We start from the raw sequence: 22,369 nt of genomic DNA, 5'->3' as shown, positions 1-22,369 counted from the left end.
ATGCTTTAGTAACATGGTATCCATCGCCGACAGAGCACGAAGCTGAACAACCTAATGTGTTTGTAGAAGAAGAAAAATTAACGGGATTTATCTTTAAAATACAGGTCAATATGGATCTGAAACATCGAGATCGCATCTCTTTTATGCGTCTCGTTTCTGGTTCTTATAAAAAGAATATGAAATATATTTCAAGTGCGTACTCAACAAGAGCTCATAGTCTCGGATTCACTCACTTTTATGGCAGGTGATCGCACACAGGCTGAAGACTCTTTTCCTGGTGATATTATTAGGTTACATAACCACGTCTCCATTTAAATTGGCGATATCTTTACGCAAGGTGACACGCTAAAATTTACAGGTATTCCTCATTTTGCGCCTGCATTATTTCGTCACATTTGTCTCAGTGAGACTCTTAAACACAAACAGCTTTTAAAAGGCTTAATCTATCTCAGAAGAAGGAGCCGTACAAATTTTTCGGCCTCTTGCAAATAATAATTGTATTCTAGGTGCTGAGAAGCACTGCAATTTGACGTTGTCGTTTTGCATTTAAAAAACGAATAGCATGTTTATACAGTTTATGATGTGGTGAATATTCACACAGTGCGTTGGGTCTCTTACCATAAGAAGACAGAATGGGCGGAATTTACAAAGAAAAACGAGAAAAATTTAGCGTTAGATGGAGATAATTATATGAACTATCTGGCACTGACCTTAGTCAGTCTTCAAATGGTTCAATAACGTCATCCAAAAATCATTTTTAGACAAATACAAGAACAGTAAATTGTAAAAATTATGAACGTATAACAGTGGTTAAAAAATTTTACAGCCCGGAAACAATAAATTCATCAGAACATTTGAAGAAAATCATACCCTAACGAGCGTCGTTTTTTGATAAACGATGTACCGCATCTACAAATATACGCACGTGCTCTGGTAGAGGTATCTTGATGAACGCCGTGGCCCAAATTCAAAGATGCCCTGTTTCTTTTCTAAATCCCCTAAAATAGAGGTAACTTATTTTTTAATAAGAGGTGCTGTGGCATACACAAAATAGCGGGATCCATATTTCCTTGTAATGCAACATTGTCTTCTCGACGGTGCCGTAGCTCTCTAATGTCGGTTGTCTAATCGAGTTCTATCGCATCACAACCCGCCATCTGTGATGGCTGCTAACCATTGTCCTCTGCCTTTATTAAATAAGGTCACCAGTATTTTTCAACCTTCATTTTCCTGCGTTAGGCCCTCAATAATCTGATGCATGTAGTTTAATGAAAAATACGATAATTTTATCCGATTAATACCCCGCTACATGTATCGAGTATCATAATAAATTGAACGCCTGCTGGAATTTGTAAATTCAGATAGAGGATTACAGTCTAAGTTAGTTTATTCAACAATAAATGCAAGGTGGCGGGTTAGGTATACAGCATATCCTTCAATCGACTGAAGATTTTGCTGCCCACACCTTCAACCATATAGGTCTCTATTTTCCAATGGCTGCCTGCAAATATAATCAACGACACCGTGCCTGCTAATTCTTTTCGAACAGTTCGCACGAAATCCATCACATATCGCAATTCTTATTCTGTATGAGGAATAGTGAGTTTTTCTATGTCTGCTTTCATGCAAATAGGAGAATGACACCTTGCTCATTCGCCTATTGTAAAATAAAGTCCCAATCCCATGATATCGGGAATCGTCAAAATATCAGAAAATAAAATAATCGCATCTAATGGGTATCAACGCAAAGGATGAAGAATAACTTCATTAGGCAATTGTGTGTTTTTACACAAAAACATAAAATCACCTGCTTGTGCTCATATTTTTATATTCAGATAAATAGCTGCCAAGATTGACGCATCATCCAAACAGGGGTTATATCAATGGATATTCGCAAAAATGCCCGAATATAAGCGGCATTTTTTAATAATTTTTATCAAAAATCCTTAAATTTTTCTGTTACAAAGATGTAAGATTTTAAAAAAATCAAGTAAGAGAGAGATATCAGTAAGATAAAGGCAGAGCTAAAACTCTGCCTTATAGTATGATGTAAGTGTTGAGGATAAAGCCTAAATCACCTTAGCCTGTTTCTGCCGCAGTTAGAATTGATAAACTATACCGGCACCAATCACATCTTTGGTATTAATCTTATTTTGCTTATTAAAATCAGCATCCTTCTTTAACAGATTGATCTTATAATCGACATAAGTGTAGAAATTTTTATTGAAATTGTAGTAAGAAGCAATTGAAATATATTTCAATAAATCTTTATTTTTGGTTTTTTCGTCTGAAACAATTAAATCTTTACCGTTGGATTGAACATAGGCCAAAGAAGGACGCAAACCAAAATCAAATTGATATTGAGCAGCTAATTCAATATTTTGTGCTTTTTTAGCGATTTTCAAATCACTATCATTACCATAAGGGGTCATATTTTTGGTTTCTGAGTACACCGCCGCCAAATATATATTGTTTAAGTCGTACTTAGCACCAATATCCCAAGCTTGAGCCTGTCTGCCTGGATTCAAATTCCTTTGTTGATTGGTGCGATTAGAAATAGAATATCCCGCACCAAAATCAATACCATAGCCTACATCATAAGTAGAGGAAACCGCCCAGCCATCACCATTTTGTAAAAAAATTTCCTTAGTTGCCTCATTAGAAACATCTGATTTTCTGCCATTTTCATTTTTACCTTGATACTGCATGGCGAAACTCAATCCATCTACCAAGCCAAAAAAGTCCTTGTTACGATAAGTCAGCAAACCGGTTGACCGTTGATTCATATAATTATCTGTGATCGCGAAATCGCCACAACCGACGAGTACGTCTGTATATGAAGCAATGTCGTATAAAACACCATAATTACGGCCGTAATCAATGGATCCATATGCAGTCTCGATACCAACAAAAGCCAAACGTGTTTTATTCCGTTTTCCGCCTTGAGATTCAGCATCTCTAGCCGTCATTTTGTATTCCCATTGCCCATAAGCCTTAATGTCATGATTAATCTGAGTTTCACCTTTAAGGCCGAACTGAGTGTATGATTGATCTCCATCTTCTCCATCATATGAAGAAAATTGATGACGAGCATCGATCTTACCGTATAAATCGAACTTACTTCCCTCTTTATTGTAAATTTCTACCGCATTTACAGTACCGGACGCTAATAAAACCGGAATCATAACTGCAAGAAGATGATGTTTCATTTTTGATTACCTCATTTAGTTTTATTTTAATACTTGCCATTGCGCACAATTATTTTTATCAAATGATTGTTGAAAATTAGGCACTGGCGTCATTGACGCTTTAAGAATACATCTGCCGCCGCTTTAATTTAGTTTTAAAACGAGACTAATTAAAAATCATTCTATCTCAAAAACGAGTAAAAGTATAAAAAAATATTAATTTTAGGGAACTTTTTTAGGGGCTAAAATAGCAAGATATTAAAACAGTAATTAATTATTAAAATAAACAAATTAATTTTATTATGGCATTGCCGGTATGAGATGACGTATAGTGCTTTGGAAAGCCATAGAGCTTTTGCTGCCAGGTAGAAAAGGCTAGTAAGGCGGGATAGCAAAGATCGCTTATTTATTAATGCCGTATTCTGGATATACAGAATCAGCGCTCCGTAAGGGGAAGGATCGCCGGATTACAGGGACTGGAAAAGTACGCACAGCCGTTTTTGCTGTTAGAAAGACAGCGGTATATAAATATCGATTCTTTCAGAGCTGATTTTAAAAGACATAGTAAGTGTTTAATGATGGATGCGAGGCATATAAAGTTCATCTCCATGGTACAAAAAAGGGGGCGGTAACGATAGAATGGACGTAAAAAGTACGTTAAACTTGATTTTCGATGCACAAAGAATGCCAGTCAGAGTGCCTTTAACAGCGGACACGGTGACGGATTGTAAATCGGTCTCTCTTTTTTCAAGGATTTAAGAGGAGATTATTCACTGTCATAACTCCGTTCTGACAGTTATATAAATATAAATATAACGATTAACTTTTTTATTAAATAGAAAAATTTCATCTATCGATATATAATAGTAGTTTATTTAATATAAAATCAATAATTTAAAACAGAAAAGTCACCATAAATCACAATTTAGTCATAATGTTATTATTTATATATCTGTCTTTTTTAGAATTTAAATCACAATTCCTCTGCGGTTTCGGTAGTAGTCTATATATTCCCCGATGGGTGACCCGATAATTTTCACGCAAAATCTTTATTTTTCATCACTGTGTAGCCTGGCCGATTAGATTCTGATCGCATACAATGGAGGCGGTGTTCTTCCTTTCCATTTTAAATCGAAATTTTTTCTTCATGCTTTAAATCCGACCGATCAGCGAGCATATTTTGGGTTGTTCCCTCCCTCATATCTGTTATCGACATGGATTGAGAATACCTTCAAATGTTTCTTCAATCGTCTCTAAATTGAATGTGCATGGTATCGCTAACATTATCCTGATTTTGCCTTTCTGAAGGCATCACTTCTCATCATGAATATCTTTCCCTGCATGCGTTAGATATCTCTGAGTCTTTAACCTTGTCAGTAAGGCTAAATTCATTCTTAATTTGATACAAGTTGAACGTGGCAGTCATTTTTTTGTAAATTCTTCAATCCATTCTGTCATCTAGAGCGCCTTCACTCATTATAGCCAAAGCCCATAAGTGACCTCCTATTTAAGATCGCTGTAACAGATCTGCCGCTGAATCCGCAAAATTTTGACGATGTGCTTTCTGCAAGACAAATTGCTGGCAATCAAATGTCTTAACATGTGGACTCACCTGAACAACAAAACAAAAAATAATTCATTTAAAATTAAATAGATATTTAATGTAAGTTAAAAAGCAAGTAATAAATAAAAGAGCACATATATAAACTGCACTTAAGAGTTAGGTCCATTTATTTATAAAAAAAGGTAAGTTAGCTAAACCATGGTACTATTAACAAATTTATTTGACCTATCAAATAAAGGGAGGTTAATAAAAAATCATTTGATATTTATTGTATATCCGACTCATGATAAAAATCATGTAGTTATTTAAAGTACCTCAGTATGAGGTCTTTCTAAATCTCAGGCGTTTTTATATGCATCTTAATCTATCTACTTTAAATCGGCCATTACTTAAAAAAGACGATAAAGTTTACAATGACTCAAAAGAGAGATCTGTTGGTATCGCTATTCAAATAAACAAAGTGACCAGTTGTTTCACAGACCCCACAAAAATTCTACCCATGGATACCTGCAAATAAAAGAGAAATGGACGAACTGTTTAAGCGATGTTTTTCTTCTGAGGAAGTATGATTAACCCTAAAATGATAAGTTAGCAGTTATTTTACAAAATTGCTAAATAAGCGATCGGGCCAAACAAATAAAAATACTCTTAATACTACCCTTAATACTACCCTTAATACTACCCTTAATACTACCCTTAATACTACCCCTTCGGCACTCGAAGCCGATCTATTTAGCTAGCTTTAAGCCGGGCGAGGGAGGGCGATGCAATAGTCTTTGGTTTTTTGAAGGTCATACCAGTAGCCATCGCCCTGCTCATTTAAAATTTTATCGAAGCACTTTATTTTGAAAAAATCAGCAAGACGCATTTTTATGCGTGCGAGGAAAAGCAATCGTTTCACGAACATTTTCTACACCGGTGACGTAGGCGACTAAACGTTCAAAACCTAAGCCAAAACCGGCATGGGGCACGCTTCCATATCGGCGCAAATCACGATACCAAGCATAATCTGCTCTATTAAGCCCCATTTCTATTAAACGCTGATCTAGGTGATCAAGACGTTCTTCACGCTGTGAGCCCCCTATGATTTCACCTATTCCGGGTGCCAGCACATCCATGGCGGCTACGGTTTTTCCATCTTCATTCAGACGCATATAAAACGCTTTAATGTCCTTTGGATAATTTTTAACGATCACCGGCGCTTTAAAATGTGTCTCTGCCAAATAACGTTCATGTTCAGACGAGAGATCAATCCCCCAAGACACGGGATGCACAAAAGAATACTTACAGTGCAGCAAAATTTCTATCGCTTCAGCATAATCAATACGAGCGAAATCTGAAGCAATAAACTCCTCTAAACGTTTTTTGACTTTTTTATCCACATGCTCTGTAAAAAAATTCAGATCGTCTTCTCTTTCTTTTAAAATGGCTGAAAAAGTATATTTTAACATTTTTTCCGCCAAAAGCGCAACATCCTCTAAAGTTGCAAACGCGACTTCAGGCTCTACCATCCAAAATTCGGCTAAATGGCGGCTAGTATGAGAATTTTCTGCCCGGAAAGTCGGGCCGAAGGTGTATACCTTTGATAAAGCACAGGCATAGGTTTCTGCATTGAGCTGACCTGAAACAGTTAAAAAAGCCTCTTTACCAAAAAAATCTTCACTAAAATCTATTTTCTGATTGGCTGTTTTTAAGATATTAGCTAAATCTAAGGTAGACACCCGAAACATTTCGCACGCTCCTTCTGTGTCTGAGGTAGTGATGATGGGTGTCGCGATCCAAAAATAACCTTTTTCATGAAAAAAACGATGAATAGCTTGCGCTAAATGATGACGTATTCGTGTGACAGCGCCTATCAAATTCGTACGAGAGCGCAAATGCGCCACTTCGCGTAAATATTCAACGCTATGACGTTTAGGGCTCATAGGATAAGTTTCTGGATCTTCTACCCAACCTATGACCTTTAAGTGAGTTGCCTTAATTTCAAATTTTTGCCCCTTACCTTGAGAAGCAACCACTGTGCCGATTACTTCTATTGAGCAACCAGTAGTTAAATGCAGAATATCATTGTGATAATTTTCGAGCGAATCTTTCATCACGATTTGAATTGTGTCAAAACAGGAGCCATCATAAAGTGCAACAAAGGAAATCCCGGATTTAGAATCCCGGCGGGTGCGTACCCAACCACGCACAATGATTGTGTGGCCAAGGTCAACATGTCCTTGTAGTACATCCACTAGGGGGACTTTTTTCATAAAATTTCTCTTATATTAGGGTATGGAAGATAGTCAAAATAGCCTTGTTTCTTTATTATCATGCGTGAAAATTGATTATATTCATTAATAGACCTGTTATAAAAAAGTCAACGTAGGAATTAAAGCCGGTCATAGGTTTTAAAACGGGCCTCATCTCACAAAAGGGTTTTTATGACAAACCAGCCTCAAATAAAATACCGACAGGATTATCGTCCTCCCAGTCATCTTATTTCTGATATCCACCTTAATTTTAATCTCAATGAAAAAAAAACGAGGGTGACAGCCACTAGCCAGATACAGCGCCAAACATCAGAAGATACGCCTTTAATACTCAATGGTAAAAACCTCATTTTAATCAGCGTGCGCGTTAATGACCAGATCTGGCCTCATTATTCTCAAAAAGACCCTCACCTCATTATTACGCAATTACCGAAGGCTTTTAGCTTGACGATCGTTAATGAAATTCATCCAGATAAAAACACGGCTTTAGAAGGATTATACCTCTCCGGGCATACTTTATGTACGCAATGTGAATCCAAAGGGTTTCGATATATTACTTTTTTTTTAGATAGGCCTGATGTATTAACATGTTTTACAACGCGAATTCTAGCCGATAAAAAACGTTACCCCTATTTGCTATCTAATGGGAATAAAATCAAACAAGGAGAACTCAAAAATGGTCGTCATTGGGTTGAATGGGCAGATCCCTTTCCAAAGCCCTCTTATCTATTTGCGCTTGTGGCCGGGGATTTTGATATTTTAAGAGATCAGTTCACCACTCAATCAGGCCGCTCTGTTGCATTAGAACTCTTTGTTGACAGAGGGCATTTAGATCGCGCTAATTGGGCGATGAGTGCACTCAAAAAAGCCATGAAATGGGATGAAAATCGCTTTGGTTTAGAATACGATCTCGATATTTATATGATTGTCGCCGTCGATTTCTTTAATATGAGTGCTATGGAAAACAAGGGATTGAATGTTTTTAATTCTAAATATGTACTCGCCACAACAGAAACCGCCACCGATAAAGATTATCTTCATATTGAAGCCATAATAGCCCATGAATATTTTCATAATTGGACCGGTAATCGCGTGACTTGCCGAGACTGGTTTCAACTGAGCCTTAAAGAAGGTCTCACCGTATTTCGTGATCAGGAATTTAGCTCAGATTTAGGATGCAGAGCTGTTCGCCGCATTGAAAATGTACGTCTAATGCGCTCAGCACAATTTGCTGAAGATGCCAGCCCTATGGCGCATCCTATTCGCCCCGATAAAGTTATGGAAATGAATAATTTTTATACCTTAACCGTGTATGAAAAAGGGGCGGAAGTGATTCGCATGCTGCACACCTTGTTGAGGGAAGATCTATTTCAGGCTGGAATAACGCTGTATATAAAACGCCATGATGGTTGCGCGGTCACATGTGATGATTTTGTTAAAGCGATGGAAGATGCCGCAGGGTTAGACCTGACCTTATTTCGGCGTTGGTATAGTCAATCAGGGACACCCGAATTGATCATTCGCGATCATTATGATGCTCAAAAACAGCAATATCATTTGCACATCGCTCAAGACACGCCGCCCACGGCCGATCAAAAAGAAAAATCTCCGTTGCATATTCCGCTTGATATTGAATTATATACAAAAGAAGGAGAGGTCATTCCTCTGCAAAAACAGGGGAAGCCTATCGACTCTGTTCTGAATGTGAAAAAAGCAGAATACACTTTTATTTTTGATTCTGTGCCTTCTGAGCCTGTTCCTTCTCTGTTGCGTGACTTTTCAGCTCCAGTCAAGCTCGATTACCCTTATACCGATCAACAGCTTATATCTTTAATGCAAAACGCGCGTAATGATTTTTCTCTTTGGGATGCGAGTCAACGTCTTTTGAATAGTTATATCAAAAAAAATATCGCTGAATTTCATGAAAAAGAGCCTTTAACTTTACCATTGCATTTGATAGAAGTATTCCGACATGTTTTACTCAATGATAATCTCTCTCCCGCATTAATTGCTGAAATATTGACGATACCTTCAGAAAATGAAATTGCTGAGCTTGCCTATTTCATTGATCCTGATGCCATTCATTTTGTTCGCCAAAAATGGCTTCGATTTTTTTCAGCGTCTTTATCAGAGACACTTTGGAAGCAATATCAAAAGCATCACACCCCCATTTATAATGTCACTTATACCTATATCGCAAAACGAGCTCTTAAAAATATCTGCTTGCAATATCTTGCGTTTGGGCAAATAGATATTGCCGATCAGCGGGTGAAAACCCAATATCAAACATCCAACAATATGACGGACACCTTTGCGGCTTTAACAGCGGCGGTCGCAGCCAAATTACCCTGTCGTGATTTTTTATTATCGCATTTTGAAAACCGTTGGCATTCAGATAAGTTGGTCATGGATAAATGGTTTTTCTTACAAGCCACCAGCCCTGAAAAGGAAGTCGTCAATAAAATACGCGCTTTATTAAAACATCCTTCGTTTAGTTTAATGAATCCTAACCGAGTGCGCGCTTTATTAGGGGCTTTTTCTTCGTCTAATCCTGTTGTATTCCATGCAAAAGACGGCGCAGGTTATACGCTTTTTCTTGAAATTTTGACAACGCTCAATACTCAAAACCCTCAGGTTGCAGCAGGCTTAATAGAACCCCTTATTCGTTTTAAACGTTATGATTTAGTTCGCCAAAAATGGATGAAACAGGTATTAAAAAAACTTAAATCCTTAAACAATTTATCAAAGGATCTGAATGAAAAAATTCTCAAAGCGTTAGAGGATTAATATGATTCCCTTTCTTTGTTAAGGTAATGAGCAATACAAAAAACACGTAAAGAGCAGGTCTGCAAAACGGTAGTCAAGACTGTTGATTCGAGGCATGACACATGCCTCACTTTGCTTTAAAAATAAAGAGAATTTTTCATGATGGAAATCCTGCGCGGTGCGAGCGCTTTATCTACTTTTCGAATTAAAAAACTATTAGATAGCTTTCAAAATCAATGTTCGAGTAATGCGATTAAAAGTATCCACACACAATATGTACACTTTGCACACATCCATGCAACCCTTGATGAGCACGAAACTGCGGTATTAAAAGCTTTGCTTCGATACGGCCCTATGCATCATCAAACCGATCACCATACAGGGAGATTATTATTGATCACGCCTAGATTGGGTACCATTTCGTCTTGGTCTTCCAAAGCCACAGATATCGCGCATCATTGCGGTTTATCAAAGGTTGCACGTTTAGAGCGAGGCGTGGCTTTTTATGTGCAAGCCCGAGCGATGACGGATTCAGAGTGGGCATCGCTTATTTCGCTTTTATACGATCAGATGACGGAGCAAGTCTTGACAGATCTGAAACAAGCTCAGGCGCTTTTTGATGTACATCCCCCTTCGGTTTTAAAACATATACGGACATTGGAGCAAGGGCGTCACGCATTAGAAAAAGTGAATATGGCATTAGGTTTGGCGCTGGCGCCTGCTGAAATTGATTATCTTTTTGAAACATTTATGACATTGGGCCGTAATCCAACAGATGTTGAACTTTATATGTTCGCTCAAGCCAATTCAGAACATTGCCGCCATAAAATTTTTAATGCGGATTGGGTGATCGACGGTGTCGCTGAAGATCGTTCATTGTTTGACATGATCAAAAACACGTTTTTGAAAACACCGGAATATCTTCTTTCTGCCTATAAAGATAATGCCGCTGTGATGCAGGGTTTTAAGGTGGGCGCTTTTTTCCCCTCCCCTGAAAACGCGACCTATGCCTATCACCAAAAAGAAATGCATATTCTAATGAAAGTCGAAACCCATAATCACCCGACGGCGATTTCCCCTTGGCCTGGTGCTGCCACGGGAGCAAGCGGTGAGATTCGTGATGAAGGTGCCACAGGCAGAGGAGGAAAACCCAAAGCGGGGCTGGTCGGATTTTCAGTGTCTAATCTACGTATTCCTCACTTTGAGCAGCCATGGGAAGAAAATTTTGGAAAACCCGCTCACATTGCGAGTGCGCTCAACATTATGATCGAAGGCCCATTAGGTGCAGCAGCTTTTAATAATGAATTCGGGCACCCAAACATTTTGGGATATTTTCGGACCTATGAAGAACAGGTATGCAGCCATAATGGCACTGAGTTGAGGGGGTATCACAAGCCGATTATGTTGGCCGGAGGCATAGGGCAGATCGCGGCAGAGCAGGTTAAAAAAGCTGATATTCCCGTGGGGGCGCAATTAATTGTGCTAGGTGGAGCTGCCATGAATATTGGATTAGGCGGAGGCGCTGCTTCTTCTATGGTATCAGGGGAATCTGATAATAATTTGGATTATGCCTCGGTACAAAGAGACAACCCAGAAATGGAACGCCGTTGTCAGGAAGTGATTGATCGTTGTTGGCAGCGAGGCATGAACAATCCCATTTTATTTATTCATGATGTGGGGGCAGGTGGGTTGTCTAATGCTATGCCTGAATTAATCAACGATGGAGATCGAGGGGGGATTTTTGAATTACAAGACATTCCAATCGATGAGCAGGGGATGAGCCCATTGCAAATTTGGTGCAACGAATCTCAAGAGCGGTATGTTTTGGCGGTTTCGCCAGAAAACATGGCAGAATTTGAGGCGATTTGCCGTCGTGAGCGAGCGCCTTATGCCGTGATAGGTAAGGCGACTCAAGAAAAACACCTCTTACTCAAAGACGGTGATTTTAATGATGCACCGATTGATCTCCCCTTGCGATTATTGCTAGGCAATATGCCCAAAATGAAAAGAGATGTCGTGCGTTTGTCTCCTCCTAATCACGAATTCAACACAAGCGATATCTCTATTCAAGAAGCCGTGCAAAGAGTACTGCATTTACCGGCCGTTGCAGAGAAAACCTTTTTAGTCACTATCGGCGATCGTACAGTGACAGGAATGGTCAGTCGAGATCAAATGGTGGGGCCTTGGCAAGTGCCGGTGGCCGATTGCGCTGTTACTATAGCAAGTTTTGACGGCTATCATGGTGAAGCCATGTCTATTGGGGAACGCGCGCCTGTCGCGCTAATCGATTTTTCTGCCTCGGCACGTTTGGCAGTAGGAGAAGCGCTGACCAACATCGCCGCAACTCAGATCGGTGAACTCAAACGTATTAAGCTTTCTGCCAATTGGATGTCAGCGGCTGGTCACCCCGGGGAAGACGTGGGTTTATATGATGCAGTTCGAGCCATCGGAGAAGGTCTCTGTCCAGAATTAGGGCTTACCATTCCTGTAGGCAAGGATTCCATGTCAATGAAAACGGCCTGGAAAGAAGGGGCGCAATGTCGTGAAATGGCATCTCCCTTATCGCTGGTGATCACTGCTTTTGCGCCTGTTCAAAATGTGAGACGTACAGTCACACCTCAGCTACATCTGAATGAAAAAAACGACAATGCGTTATTTTTGATTGATCTCGGTGCAGGAAAAAACGCGCTCGGAGCCACGGCGCTGGCTCAGGTCTATCGGCAACTGGGAGATCATACCGCAGATGTACGTAACGCATCCCAATTAGCTGCGTTTTTTAACGCGATCCAAAAGTTAGTACAAGCACAAATGCTCTTGGCGTATCACGATCGTTCCGATGGAGGTTTATTCGTGACTTTGGCAGAAATGGCCTTTGCGGGTCATTGTGGCCTAGAGATAGACATTCGATCACTTGGCGAGGATACCTTAGCAGCTTTATTTAATGAAGAACTGGGGGCGGTCATTCAAACTGCAGCCCCGCATCGATCGGCAGTCAAGCGGATTTTTTCAGAATATGGTTTGGCAGATCTCGTGCATGACCTAGGGCGCGCAATCATAGGAGAAGCGTTTGTGATTTGTCAAGGTCAAAAAACGATATACAGTGAAAAACGCGGTACTTTACGCAGATGGTGGGCTGAGACGACCTGGCAAATGCAGCGTTTACGAGATAATCCAGATTGCGCAGATCAGGAGCATCAAGCTAAACAAAATGAAGCGGATCCGGGTTTAAACGCAAAACTGAGTTTTGATCCTAGTGAAGATATCACTTCACCTTATATTGGATTAAAAATAAAACCTAAAGTGGCGGTATTAAGAGAGCAAGGCGTGAATTCCCAAGTTGAGATGGCCGCGGCTTTTCATCGTGCAGGTTTTGAGGCTGTTGACGTGACGATGAGCTCCCTGATTTCTGGAGAGCAAAATTTAAGCGCTTTCCAGGCTATGGGCGTCTGTGGTGGTTTTTCTTATGGTGATGTATTAGGCGCTGGAGGGGGATGGGCCAAATCTATTTTATTTCATCCAAAAATAAAGGCCGAATTTTTTGATTTTTTTCATCGCTCACAGACGATGGCGTTAGGGATCTGTAATGGATGCCAAATGCTTTCACATTTAAAAGCGCTAATCCCGGGAGCAGAACAGTGGCCAAATTTTGTAAATAATGTATCGGAACGTTTTGAGGCGCGTTTAAGTTTAGTCAGAGTAGAAAAAAGCGCGTCTTTATGGATGAAAGACATGGAGGGCTCACATATGCCGATCGCCGTTTCGCATGGTGAAGGACAGGTTCAAATCAAAGATCAGGCACATTTAGAAACCTTAGAAAACGAGCATCTGGTGACGTTACGCTTTATTGATCATTTTGGGAAAACGACGCACCAATATCCCGCTAATCCTAATGGTTCGATAGGTGGCATTACCGGTATCACAAGCAAAGATGGCAGGTTTACCGCTATGATGCCACATCCAGATCGGGTTTTTAGAACGGTTACGCACTCTTGGCATCCTAAAGCGTGGGGAGAAGACAGCCCTTGGATGCGAATTTTTCGTAATGCCCGTAAGGAATTAGCGTAATTTGATTTAATGCAATAAAATGAGTCATGTAATATCAAATTAAGGTTACATTAGAGAGGGAGAAGAATGTTTTTTAACAATAGAACTATTAATAATACAATTAAAAATTACTTAGATAACGAATTAAAGCAATATGGAAACATAAAATATGCTTATGTTTTTTTAAATAAAAAAAATATCACAGAGATATCCATTATTACCAGTCACCCGATTTGGTTTGAATGTTATATTCAAAATAAATATCACAGTATTGACCCCATCATTATTATGTCACTGAACAGGATTACCTCCTTTTTTTGGGACGAAAATATTATGATTAACTTAAATCTTAAGCTTTCTAAAATCTTCAAAATGTCAAAATCCTATAATATTACTCATGGGTATACATTTATTGTTCATGATCATAAAAATAACCTTGCATTATTATCCATGATGGCATATCAAGATTATATAGAAGCATTTAATGAATTAATAATATCTAATAAAGATAAACTTCAAACGTTACTGATTACTGTACATGATAAAATGCTTTTTCTTTATAAAGAGATGGATATTAAACACCAGAAAACAGAAGATAAAGAAATGTTCTCTACACGAGAGAATGAAATTCTGTATTGGTCTAGTGTAGGAAAAACATACGAAGAAATTGCAATGATTCTTGGTATTAAATTAGGTACCGTAAAATTTCATATGGGCAATGTGGTAAAAAAGCTAGGGGTTATAAATGGAAAACATGCCATCAGACTTGGAGTGGAATTAAAACTAATTAAACCTATTTTCCAGATATAAAATAATGGCCCATTATAAAGATCGGTAATATTAGAGATATTCTTTTAGGGGTATTCTTTTTATATTCATTAGACTGAAATAATCAATTAAAATTTTTTTATTTTTTATATACAGATATACGGATCAAATAGACCTTCTATTTTTTCTGAAATACTAAGTATTTTAAAAAAATTAAAATTTCTTTATCAATAACGAATAGACTGGCATCAAGGTGATTTTCTTTAATCACATCTTTTTTAAAAAAGAACTCAAACACAGAGTTTGTGATCATATTATTATTTTTCATATCAATAAATCTGAGTCCAGATATTACTTGATCTGAATACATCCGCAAAATATAAGTGGGATTTTTATTATTATATTCATCATATTCCATATTATTATTACAAGTAACAGATTAATAGAGCCGATCTTTAAATATCTGTTTCCTAATACAAAAAACTCATTTGATGTTTTCAGATAGTAGACTGTAATTTATATAAAATGTTTTATCGTTTTTATCTCCATTTAAAAACGATACGGTATCATAAATCATTATTATTAAAAATATCACTAGGAAATAATTGATTGCTATTTTTTAAAAAATTTTATCTCTGTCAATTTTTATTCAATTGTATTAAGATATTAATCTTTTATTTAAAATAACAAAATTTGTTTTTATTTTTTATCACTGTGCCAATTAAATTCAATTAAAAATATCTTTTAAAAATTACAGAATATTATATACGAATATGTTAAAATATTTATTTACGATATATTTAAAATAAAAATAAATTTAACAAAACATTATCAGCTAATCCACTTTAAAAACTAACCTCAAACAGAATAAAACCTCTCAACATTTTTCAAAAATAACTTCGACACTACAGAAAGTTAAAGCATTCATAATTTTAATATATCTATTACTGATTCACTATATGAATTTTTCTTGCATATTAGTTTTTGCTTGAAAGACATAAAAAACCCCTATGCAAGCGTAACCTAAAAAAGGGGTGTCAGTATGTAGCTCACATCAAAACAATATGTCAAAATAGAAAAATAAAAGTAAATGATACTTTTTGAAAATTTTTTTAAAATACATCACATTTATTTATGAAAATTGCATTTGCTGATCTGTAATCTTAAAAAATTCACGTTTTGTAATTTTTATCAGGCCTAACTTCTAGGTTTTTGTATGATTTCAGAAAAATTCGTTGACGACACAGAGACAATACGGTTTAATGCGCGCGATTGCCCAGATAGCTCAGTTGGTAGAGCAGTGGATTGAAGATCCTCGTGTCCTTGGTTCGATTCCGAGTCTGGGCACCATACGTTATAGCCGATCGTATCAATCTATTTTTCTCAAATTATATTAATTATCACCACATCTGACGCCGGCCTCATCTCCTCAACCTGTCTATCATTCAGTTCTAATTGTGCTTTAAGCTATAGAATTCTCACAAAGTTAATATGCGTGAAATGCGTAAAGGTGAGAATGCGTAATCGCTATTGCCAAGGCGTCGGCTGCGTCTGTGTTTGGCGCAGAGGGGAGTTTTAATAGATAACGAACCATGTGTTGAACTTGTTTTTTATCCGCAGCACCGTTGCCAACGACGGTTTGTTTTACTTTCCTGGCGGCATATTCAAATACAGGCAAATTCTGATTGGCTGCTGCGACTATAGCCACCCCTCGCGCTTGGCCTAATTTTAACGCCGAGTCCGCGTTTTTTGATATAAAAACCTGTTCTATACAAAAAAAATCAGGTCTGAATTGAGAAATAATTTCTGTCACCCCCGCATAAATCAGCTGTAATTTATGGGGTAATCCGTTATCTAAAGTGCAGATGCAGCCACTACCCAGGTAAAGCAGTTTATTTTTTTTATCAGAGATCACCCCATAGCCGGTGATACGAGAACCGGGGTCGATCCCTAAAATGATGGGCATGATTTCTATGGATTTATGTTTTTAAAAAACAAAGCGGCAGCAATCTCGTTAGAAAAATCTCCATTGTGATAGACCTCTTGTACGTCATCGGAATCTTCAAGCATATCGATCAAACGAAGTAATCTTTGTGCATTTTCTAGGTCTAAATCTATTTTTGTTGAAGGTATCATCGAGATCTCAGCTGTGGAAGGCATCAAACCTGCGGTTTCTAACGTCTTTTTAATCGTTTCAAAAAACTCTGGTGAGCTGAAAATATCTATTACCCCATCGTCGTAAACTATAATGTCATCTGCGCCTGATTCTAAAGCCAGCTCCATCACCTGATCCTCGTTTAAACCTTGCTCATAAGAAAAAATACCTTTTTTGGTAAACAAATAAGAAACAGAACCACTGGTGCCCAAATTGCCGCCTGTTTTTGTAAATGCATGACGAACTTCAGACACAGTACGATTACGATTGTCGCTTAAACAAGAAACCATTATCGCTGTACCCGCAGGACCATATCCTTCATACAAAATATTTTCCATATGAGTGTCTTCACCTCCCCCAATACCACGCGCAATCGCTCTGTTCAATGTATCTCTCGTCATGTTATGAGATAATGCTTTGTCAATGGCCGTGCGTAATCGAGGATTCGAGGCTGAATCTCCTCCCCCTAATCTAGCGGAGGTGAATAATTCACGAATAATTTTAGTAAAAATCTTTCCTTTTTTCGCATCTTGAGCCGCTTTTCGATGCTTGGTGTTGGCCCATTTACTATGACCTGCCATAAAACGCCCTTTATTTTTAAAAAGTATAAGTATCTATAAATTTTTGGGTTTATTATTTTTCTTTTTGACCACATCGATAAATAATTCTTGCAATGAGGAATCTGATGCAAAGCTCGGAGCATCCGTCATAAGGCAAGCTGCTGCAGTCGTTTTAGGGAAAGCGATAACATCTCGTATATTATCGGTTCCTGTCAACAACATGGCTAGGCGATCTAAACCAAAAGCGATTCCAGCATGAGGAGGCACCCCATATTTTAATGCTTCCAGTAAAAAACCAAACTGTTGTTTTTGCCGGTTCGCTTCAATTCCAATCAATGAAAATACCTGTTTTTGCAGATCAGAGTGATGAATACGCACAGAGCCGCCACCGACCTCATAACCATTAATGACCATGTCATAGGCATTCGCCATCGCCGTTTCTGGGTTTGCAGCAAGTTCAGATAAATTCGTATTTTTAGGCGACGTAAAGGGATGGTGCATCGCCGTTAAACCCGTCTCAGTGTCGTTTGAAAACATGGGAAAATCGATGACCCATAATGGTGCCCATCGATCAAGTTGCGTCAATTGGCGATCAAGCCCCAGTTTTAAGCGTAAAGCCGCCATCGCTTCAGTCACAATTTTCTTTTTATCTGCCCCAAAAAAGAGGAGATCGCCATCTTTTGCTTGCATCCGCTTTAAAATGCGCTCCAATATTTCAGGGCTCAAAAATTTTGCTATCGGGCTTTGGATGCCTGCAAGCCCTGCATCCGCCTGTTTTATTTTTAACCAAGCCAATCCTCGCGCAGCATAAATATGCATAAAGGCGGTATATTTATCTATTTGTGTACGACTGATATCTTCTCCCTTAGGCACTCGTATGCCGACAACTCGGCTATGAGCATCATTGGCGGGCTCAGAAAATACCTCAAAATCTATATTTTTGAGCACATCATCAAGATCCACCAGCTCTAATGGATTCCTCAAATCGGGTTTATCGGAGCCAAAGCGTCGAATCGCTTCATCAAAAGTCATCACCGGGAAGGCACCTAAATCAATATTTTTAATCTGTAACCACAATTGACGTATCAATTTTTCTGTCACGGTTCGTACCTGTTGAGCTGTCATAAAAGAAGTTTCAATATCAATTTGGGTAAACTCAGGCTGACGATCCGCTCTAAGATCTTCATCACGAAAACATTTGACGATTTGATAGTAGCGATCAACGCCAGACACCATTAATAGCTGTTTAAACAGCTGTGGGGATTGAGACAAAGCATAAAATTTTCCTTTCTGAACCCGACTCGGCACTAAATAATCTCGAGCGCCTTCTGGTGTTGCTTTGGTCAGAGTCGGGGTTTCAACATCCAAAAATCCTTCTTTATCTAAAAACTGCCTCACAAGAGAGGTGATTTGTGAACGGGTTTTTAAACGTGCTAACATCTCTGGACGTCTTAAATCCAAATAGCGATATCTAAGTCTTTGTTCTTCAGTATTATTTTGGTTTCGATCAAGAGGCGATGGCTCAGAACAGTTAATGATCGTCAAATTCTCTGAAAAAACTTCTACCGCCCCTGTCAACATTTTTTGATTAATTTGATGATGAGGACGAGCCTGCACTTTTCCTGTGATTTGAATGCAAAATTCATTTCTTAAACAGGAAGCCTGTTCAAACAGCGCTTGTTGTTCAGGATCAAAAAAAACTTGCACAATGCCAGAAAAATCCCTCATATCAATGAAAATCAGGCCTCCTAAATCACGTCGTCGATCGACCCAGCCACATAAACAAACCGTTTTATTTAGGATAGAGAGACTTAATTCCCCACAACAATGAGTACGCATAACAGATCCTTTTATTTCGTTTGATGTCAAGCAGATCCATAATATGAGGATCTCAAAAAAGCAGAAATTATAAAGGAATTTCACATCAGTGCACAGGAAGCCTCATTTTTAAATCATGCCAATCGTGTAATTTCATTTTTTTAAAACGGACGATTTGAAAAGATAGGATGCTCGCCATCCTAATCTACTTTGTGTACACTCCGGGATATCATATGCTCAGAGCATCTTGAATTCACAGCCCTCTCTCAACAGTTTTTTAGTTTTTTGAAAGAGGTCTAACTAAAAGGAAAGACATGCACGCTCATGTTGTCAAAATTTAAGCGCAAAAAACACACACAACAACTTGCACAAATACCAAAACTTTCCCAATCAGTTGTTCACATTAAAACGCTGTATTGCCCAAGCGTTTTTCGAACCACGCTGCTAAAGATGATCGCTCAAGCCACTCAACGTATCTATATGGTCGTACTTTATTTGGAAAAAGATAAAGCAGGATACGATGTATTGTCTGCTCTGTATCAAGCAAAAAAAAAACGCCCAGAGTTAGATATTTGTGTGCTGGTAGATTGGCATCGTGCCCAACGTGGTCGTATTGGTGTCATGGCAGAATACAATAATGCGGATTGGTATTATGAAATGGCAAAAAAAAATTCAGAGATATTTTTGCCCGTTTACGGCATTCCCGTGAATACAAGAGAAGCCCTTGGAGTCATGCATCTTAAAGGAATCATGATTGATGATACGGTGATTTACAGTGGTGCCAGCATTAATAATGTTTATTTTCATCAAGGGAGCAAATATCGTTACGATCGTTATCAATTGATAAAAAATGCTAAATTAGCCTTTCTCATGATCAATTATCTCAAAATACATATTTTGAGCTCAAATGCTGTACAACCCTTGAATAGCAAAACAAGACATAAAATTTGTGAGATGAAATATCACGTGCAACGCTTACGTTTTTCATTAAGACAAGCCAATTATTCTGTTACAGAAAATTTGTGTTATGCCAATCAAGATGAATTATCAGTGACTCCTTTAGTCGGATTAGGCAAAAAAAATATGCTGAACAAAACCATTGAATACCTTATCTCTTCAACTCAAACACAACTCAGTATTTCCACCCCTTATTTTAATTTACCTTCCTCAATAAAACGAAATATCACGTATCTTCTTAAAGCAGGCAAGACAGTACAAATTATAGTAGGGGATAAAACAGCGAATGATTTTTATACTCTTCCCGAACAACCCTTTAAAATGATTTCCATTTTACCTTACCTGTATGAAATCAATTTAAAGCGATTTTTAAAACGAATGCAGCCTTATCTCGATAAGGGTAATCTGATCGTTAGATTATGGAAACACGAAGCTCACAGTTTTCATATCAAAGGGATTTGGATTGATGATGAGTGGCAATTGCTGACTGGTAGTAACCTGAATCTTAGAGCTTGGCATTTTGATTTAGAAAATGCTCTTTTAATCCGGGATCCGAAACAGGAGCTAAGACATCAAAAAGTCAAAGAATTAAAATGTATTCAAAAGCATACTCAAGTGATCCAAAACTACTTAGAACTCGACAATATTCAACAATACCCCCTCGAAGTACGAACCCTGATTCGCCGTTTGTGTAGAATACGTATCGATCATTTAATTAACCGTATTTTATAAAATTGAAATAAAATATTAATCCTGTACCCAGCTTATTAAAAATTTTATCTCATATTCAGGTTATCACCTGATGTTTTATGGTGTTTACTGTGATGAAATGTAAGAAATAAGAGATTCTTGGTATTTTATAAAATATTTTTTCTCTAAAATATCAATTTTTGATTGAAATTACATTCAACATAAATAAATAAGATTTATTCAAATCGAATTTTGTATACTATTTCCAAGACAGTGTTTAGTCAAAACACATGTTTTACTTATGTATTAAGTCATAAACAACTAAACCGAATCTTAAAATCTGATACGTTAAAAGAAGCTCAATTTATGGGTCTCATCGACAGATTATTTGATCGCTTTTTTCGTAACGGATAAAAATGTGAAATAATTATAAATTATATGGGTAAATAGTATGTCCAGCCAATGAAGGATACTAAAAAGACTTTAAAATATTAATACACAATGACTACAGCTCTTCATATTAGTTTTCATTCGTCATCTGCAATGATGACATTTTAAAGTCTGACTAGCGCAATATCGAGAAAAATACAGATTATTTTCAGGGGATATACACTTTAAAGGTTACACACGAATTCAATGACTTCCGTCGGAAGCAGGTCGTGGAAATAATTGTTTCGTTGCCCAGTTTAATGACAGAGAGCTAAAGTTATCTAACCGACGTGCAACTGTTGGCGAGTTTAGAGCTGAGCCTCTAAAACAGGCGCTTTTAAAGCGAGATTTTGACAACTTGGAAAGTTATATTTCTCTCGGTTTAATGACTAAAAAACCATGGTCTTTACCAAATTATTAATTTATTTGCAGTGAAGTTAAAGAAAATATTTGATATTAAAATCAGCAAAAGTTTAGATCATCATCATAATTTAGATTTTTAAAAACACAGCCAGACCTATCAGTAACACCAATACTACGCTATATATATTTTATAAATTGAAAATGAATACAAAAAATTAATTCAATAGAATAAGTGTTAAATCAATAATTCACATCTTACATTAAAGCACGCTGATTAGAGTTGAAAAAATGAATGACCAAGATCTCAATGGCCACCTCGTCATTACTCTAAATCATAAAAAATCTTAATATACGGAGGACTGCATTATCATCTTAAGATGATAACTTAAGAAAGAGGAAAAATTATAGACAAACCTGAATATATATCGACATTAAAACAACTCACAAAATTAGAAAGAAATACATTACTAAAAATCAACGTTTACTCGAGTATATTATAATTAGATTAGCTACCACATACGAGCTTTATTTTTTGTTCATGATGCTTAAATTCTCGTTCATTAAGTCAATTTCCAAACGCACTTTTGGCAAACTTATGACATTAATAAAGAAAGATATTCAAACCCACATTGCTATTAAACATTTCTTTGGCAAGATACAAGAAAACAAAAGACTCGCTTTAAGCTTCGATAAACTCGATGTCACCTTCTTTTCTTTCTTCTCGATTGCTTATCTTAAACTCTTTAAGTGACTTGGTTAACAATGCCATATGGAATTGAGTTAAACTAGATTAAAATTTTGAGAAACCTTGT

Annotated in this window: 11 protein-coding genes, 1 tRNA gene and 2 pseudogenes; 7 read left to right on the top strand and 7 right to left on the bottom strand. The window is 37.6% G+C overall.

Features of this window, described 5'->3' with window-relative positions; translation table 11 throughout:
• The first annotated feature begins 110 nt into the window (after positions 1 to 110).
• Positions 111 to 248, top strand: coding sequence for a hypothetical protein (locus CICURV3402_RS07555; RefSeq protein WP_407079056.1), 138 nt, complete (start codon positions 111 to 113; stop codon positions 246 to 248).
• 337 nt (positions 249 to 585) lie between these two features.
• Positions 586 to 738: a hypothetical protein gene (locus CICURV3402_RS06520; protein ID WP_235667602.1), complete on the top strand. Its 153-nt coding sequence runs from the start codon at positions 586 to 588 to the stop codon at positions 736 to 738.
• Between the two features lie 133 nt (positions 739 to 871).
• Here the strand turns inward: CICURV3402_RS06520 and hemE are convergent.
• The 3 genes and pseudogenes from hemE to asnS all read right to left on the bottom strand — a co-directional run bounded on the left by hemE (position 872) and on the right by asnS (position 7,007).
• A pseudogene (gene hemE, locus CICURV3402_RS03080) lies at positions 872 to 1,909 on the bottom strand (uroporphyrinogen decarboxylase).
• A gap of 190 nt (positions 1,910 to 2,099) precedes the next feature.
• Positions 2,100 to 3,209, bottom strand: coding sequence for a porin (locus tag CICURV3402_RS03075; protein WP_158379773.1), 1,110 nt, complete (start codon positions 3,207 to 3,209; stop codon positions 2,100 to 2,102).
• A 2,397-nt stretch (positions 3,210 to 5,606) separates the two neighbouring features.
• On the bottom strand, positions 5,607 to 7,007 hold the full coding sequence (asnS, locus tag CICURV3402_RS03070) for an asparagine--tRNA ligase (protein ID WP_158379772.1): 1,401 nt from the start codon (positions 7,005 to 7,007) through the stop codon (positions 5,607 to 5,609).
• A 171-nt stretch (positions 7,008 to 7,178) separates the two neighbouring features.
• Between asnS and pepN the strand changes: the two genes are divergently transcribed.
• The 3 genes from pepN to CICURV3402_RS03055 all read left to right on the top strand — a co-directional run bounded on the left by pepN (position 7,179) and on the right by CICURV3402_RS03055 (position 14,627).
• The gene (pepN, locus tag CICURV3402_RS03065; protein WP_158379771.1) at positions 7,179 to 9,794 is read left to right on the top strand and encodes an aminopeptidase N; all 2,616 of its coding nucleotides are present in this window, start codon (positions 7,179 to 7,181) and stop codon (positions 9,792 to 9,794) included.
• A gap of 141 nt (positions 9,795 to 9,935) precedes the next feature.
• Entirely contained in the window at positions 9,936 to 13,838 is a 3,903-nt protein-coding gene (purL, locus tag CICURV3402_RS03060) for a phosphoribosylformylglycinamidine synthase (protein WP_158379826.1), read from the top strand.
• Positions 13,839 to 13,904: 66 nt separating this feature from the next.
• A complete protein-coding gene (locus tag CICURV3402_RS03055) occupies positions 13,905 to 14,627 on the top strand; it encodes a LuxR family transcriptional regulator (protein ID WP_158379770.1) in 723 nt (240 codons plus the stop codon).
• A gap of 136 nt (positions 14,628 to 14,763) precedes the next feature.
• Here the strand turns inward: CICURV3402_RS03055 and CICURV3402_RS03050 are convergent.
• Positions 14,764 to 15,009: pseudogene (locus CICURV3402_RS03050) on the bottom strand (acyl-homoserine-lactone synthase); the annotation flags it as partial.
• A gap of 850 nt (positions 15,010 to 15,859) precedes the next feature.
• Here CICURV3402_RS03050 and CICURV3402_RS03045 point away from each other — a divergent pair.
• A tRNA-Phe gene (locus CICURV3402_RS03045) sits at positions 15,860 to 15,935 on the top strand.
• Positions 15,936 to 16,071: 136 nt separating this feature from the next.
• Here the strand turns inward: CICURV3402_RS03045 and ruvC are convergent.
• Genes ruvC through aspS form a run of 3 tightly spaced genes read right to left on the bottom strand, consistent with a single transcriptional unit; the run spans position 16,072 to position 19,139 of the window.
• Positions 16,072 to 16,551 carry a crossover junction endodeoxyribonuclease RuvC gene (gene ruvC / locus CICURV3402_RS03040; RefSeq protein ID WP_158379768.1) on the bottom strand — a complete coding sequence of 160 codons (480 nt, stop codon included), beginning with the start codon at positions 16,549 to 16,551 and terminating at the stop codon, positions 16,072 to 16,074.
• A gap of 5 nt (positions 16,552 to 16,556) precedes the next feature.
• A complete protein-coding gene (locus tag CICURV3402_RS03035) occupies positions 16,557 to 17,321 on the bottom strand; it encodes a YebC/PmpR family DNA-binding transcriptional regulator (RefSeq protein WP_158379767.1) in 765 nt (254 codons plus the stop codon).
• Positions 17,322 to 17,354: 33 nt separating this feature from the next.
• Positions 17,355 to 19,139, bottom strand: coding sequence for an aspartate--tRNA ligase (gene aspS, locus CICURV3402_RS03030; RefSeq protein ID WP_158379766.1), 1,785 nt, complete (start codon positions 19,137 to 19,139; stop codon positions 17,355 to 17,357).
• Between the two features lie 303 nt (positions 19,140 to 19,442).
• Between aspS and pssA the strand changes: the two genes are divergently transcribed.
• Positions 19,443 to 20,807, top strand: a complete 1,365-nt coding sequence (pssA, locus tag CICURV3402_RS03025) for a CDP-diacylglycerol--serine O-phosphatidyltransferase (RefSeq protein ID WP_158379765.1) — start codon at positions 19,443 to 19,445, stop codon at positions 20,805 to 20,807.
• Positions 20,808 to 22,369 lie beyond the last annotated feature (1,562 nt).

The organism is Candidatus Williamhamiltonella defendens, assembly GCF_900699045.1.
Taxonomy (GTDB): Bacteria; Pseudomonadota; Gammaproteobacteria; order Enterobacterales; family Enterobacteriaceae; genus Hamiltonella; species Hamiltonella defensa_A.
The sequence above is the reverse complement of the archived record's forward strand: the minus strand, read 5'-3'. Positions and strand labels throughout refer to the sequence as shown.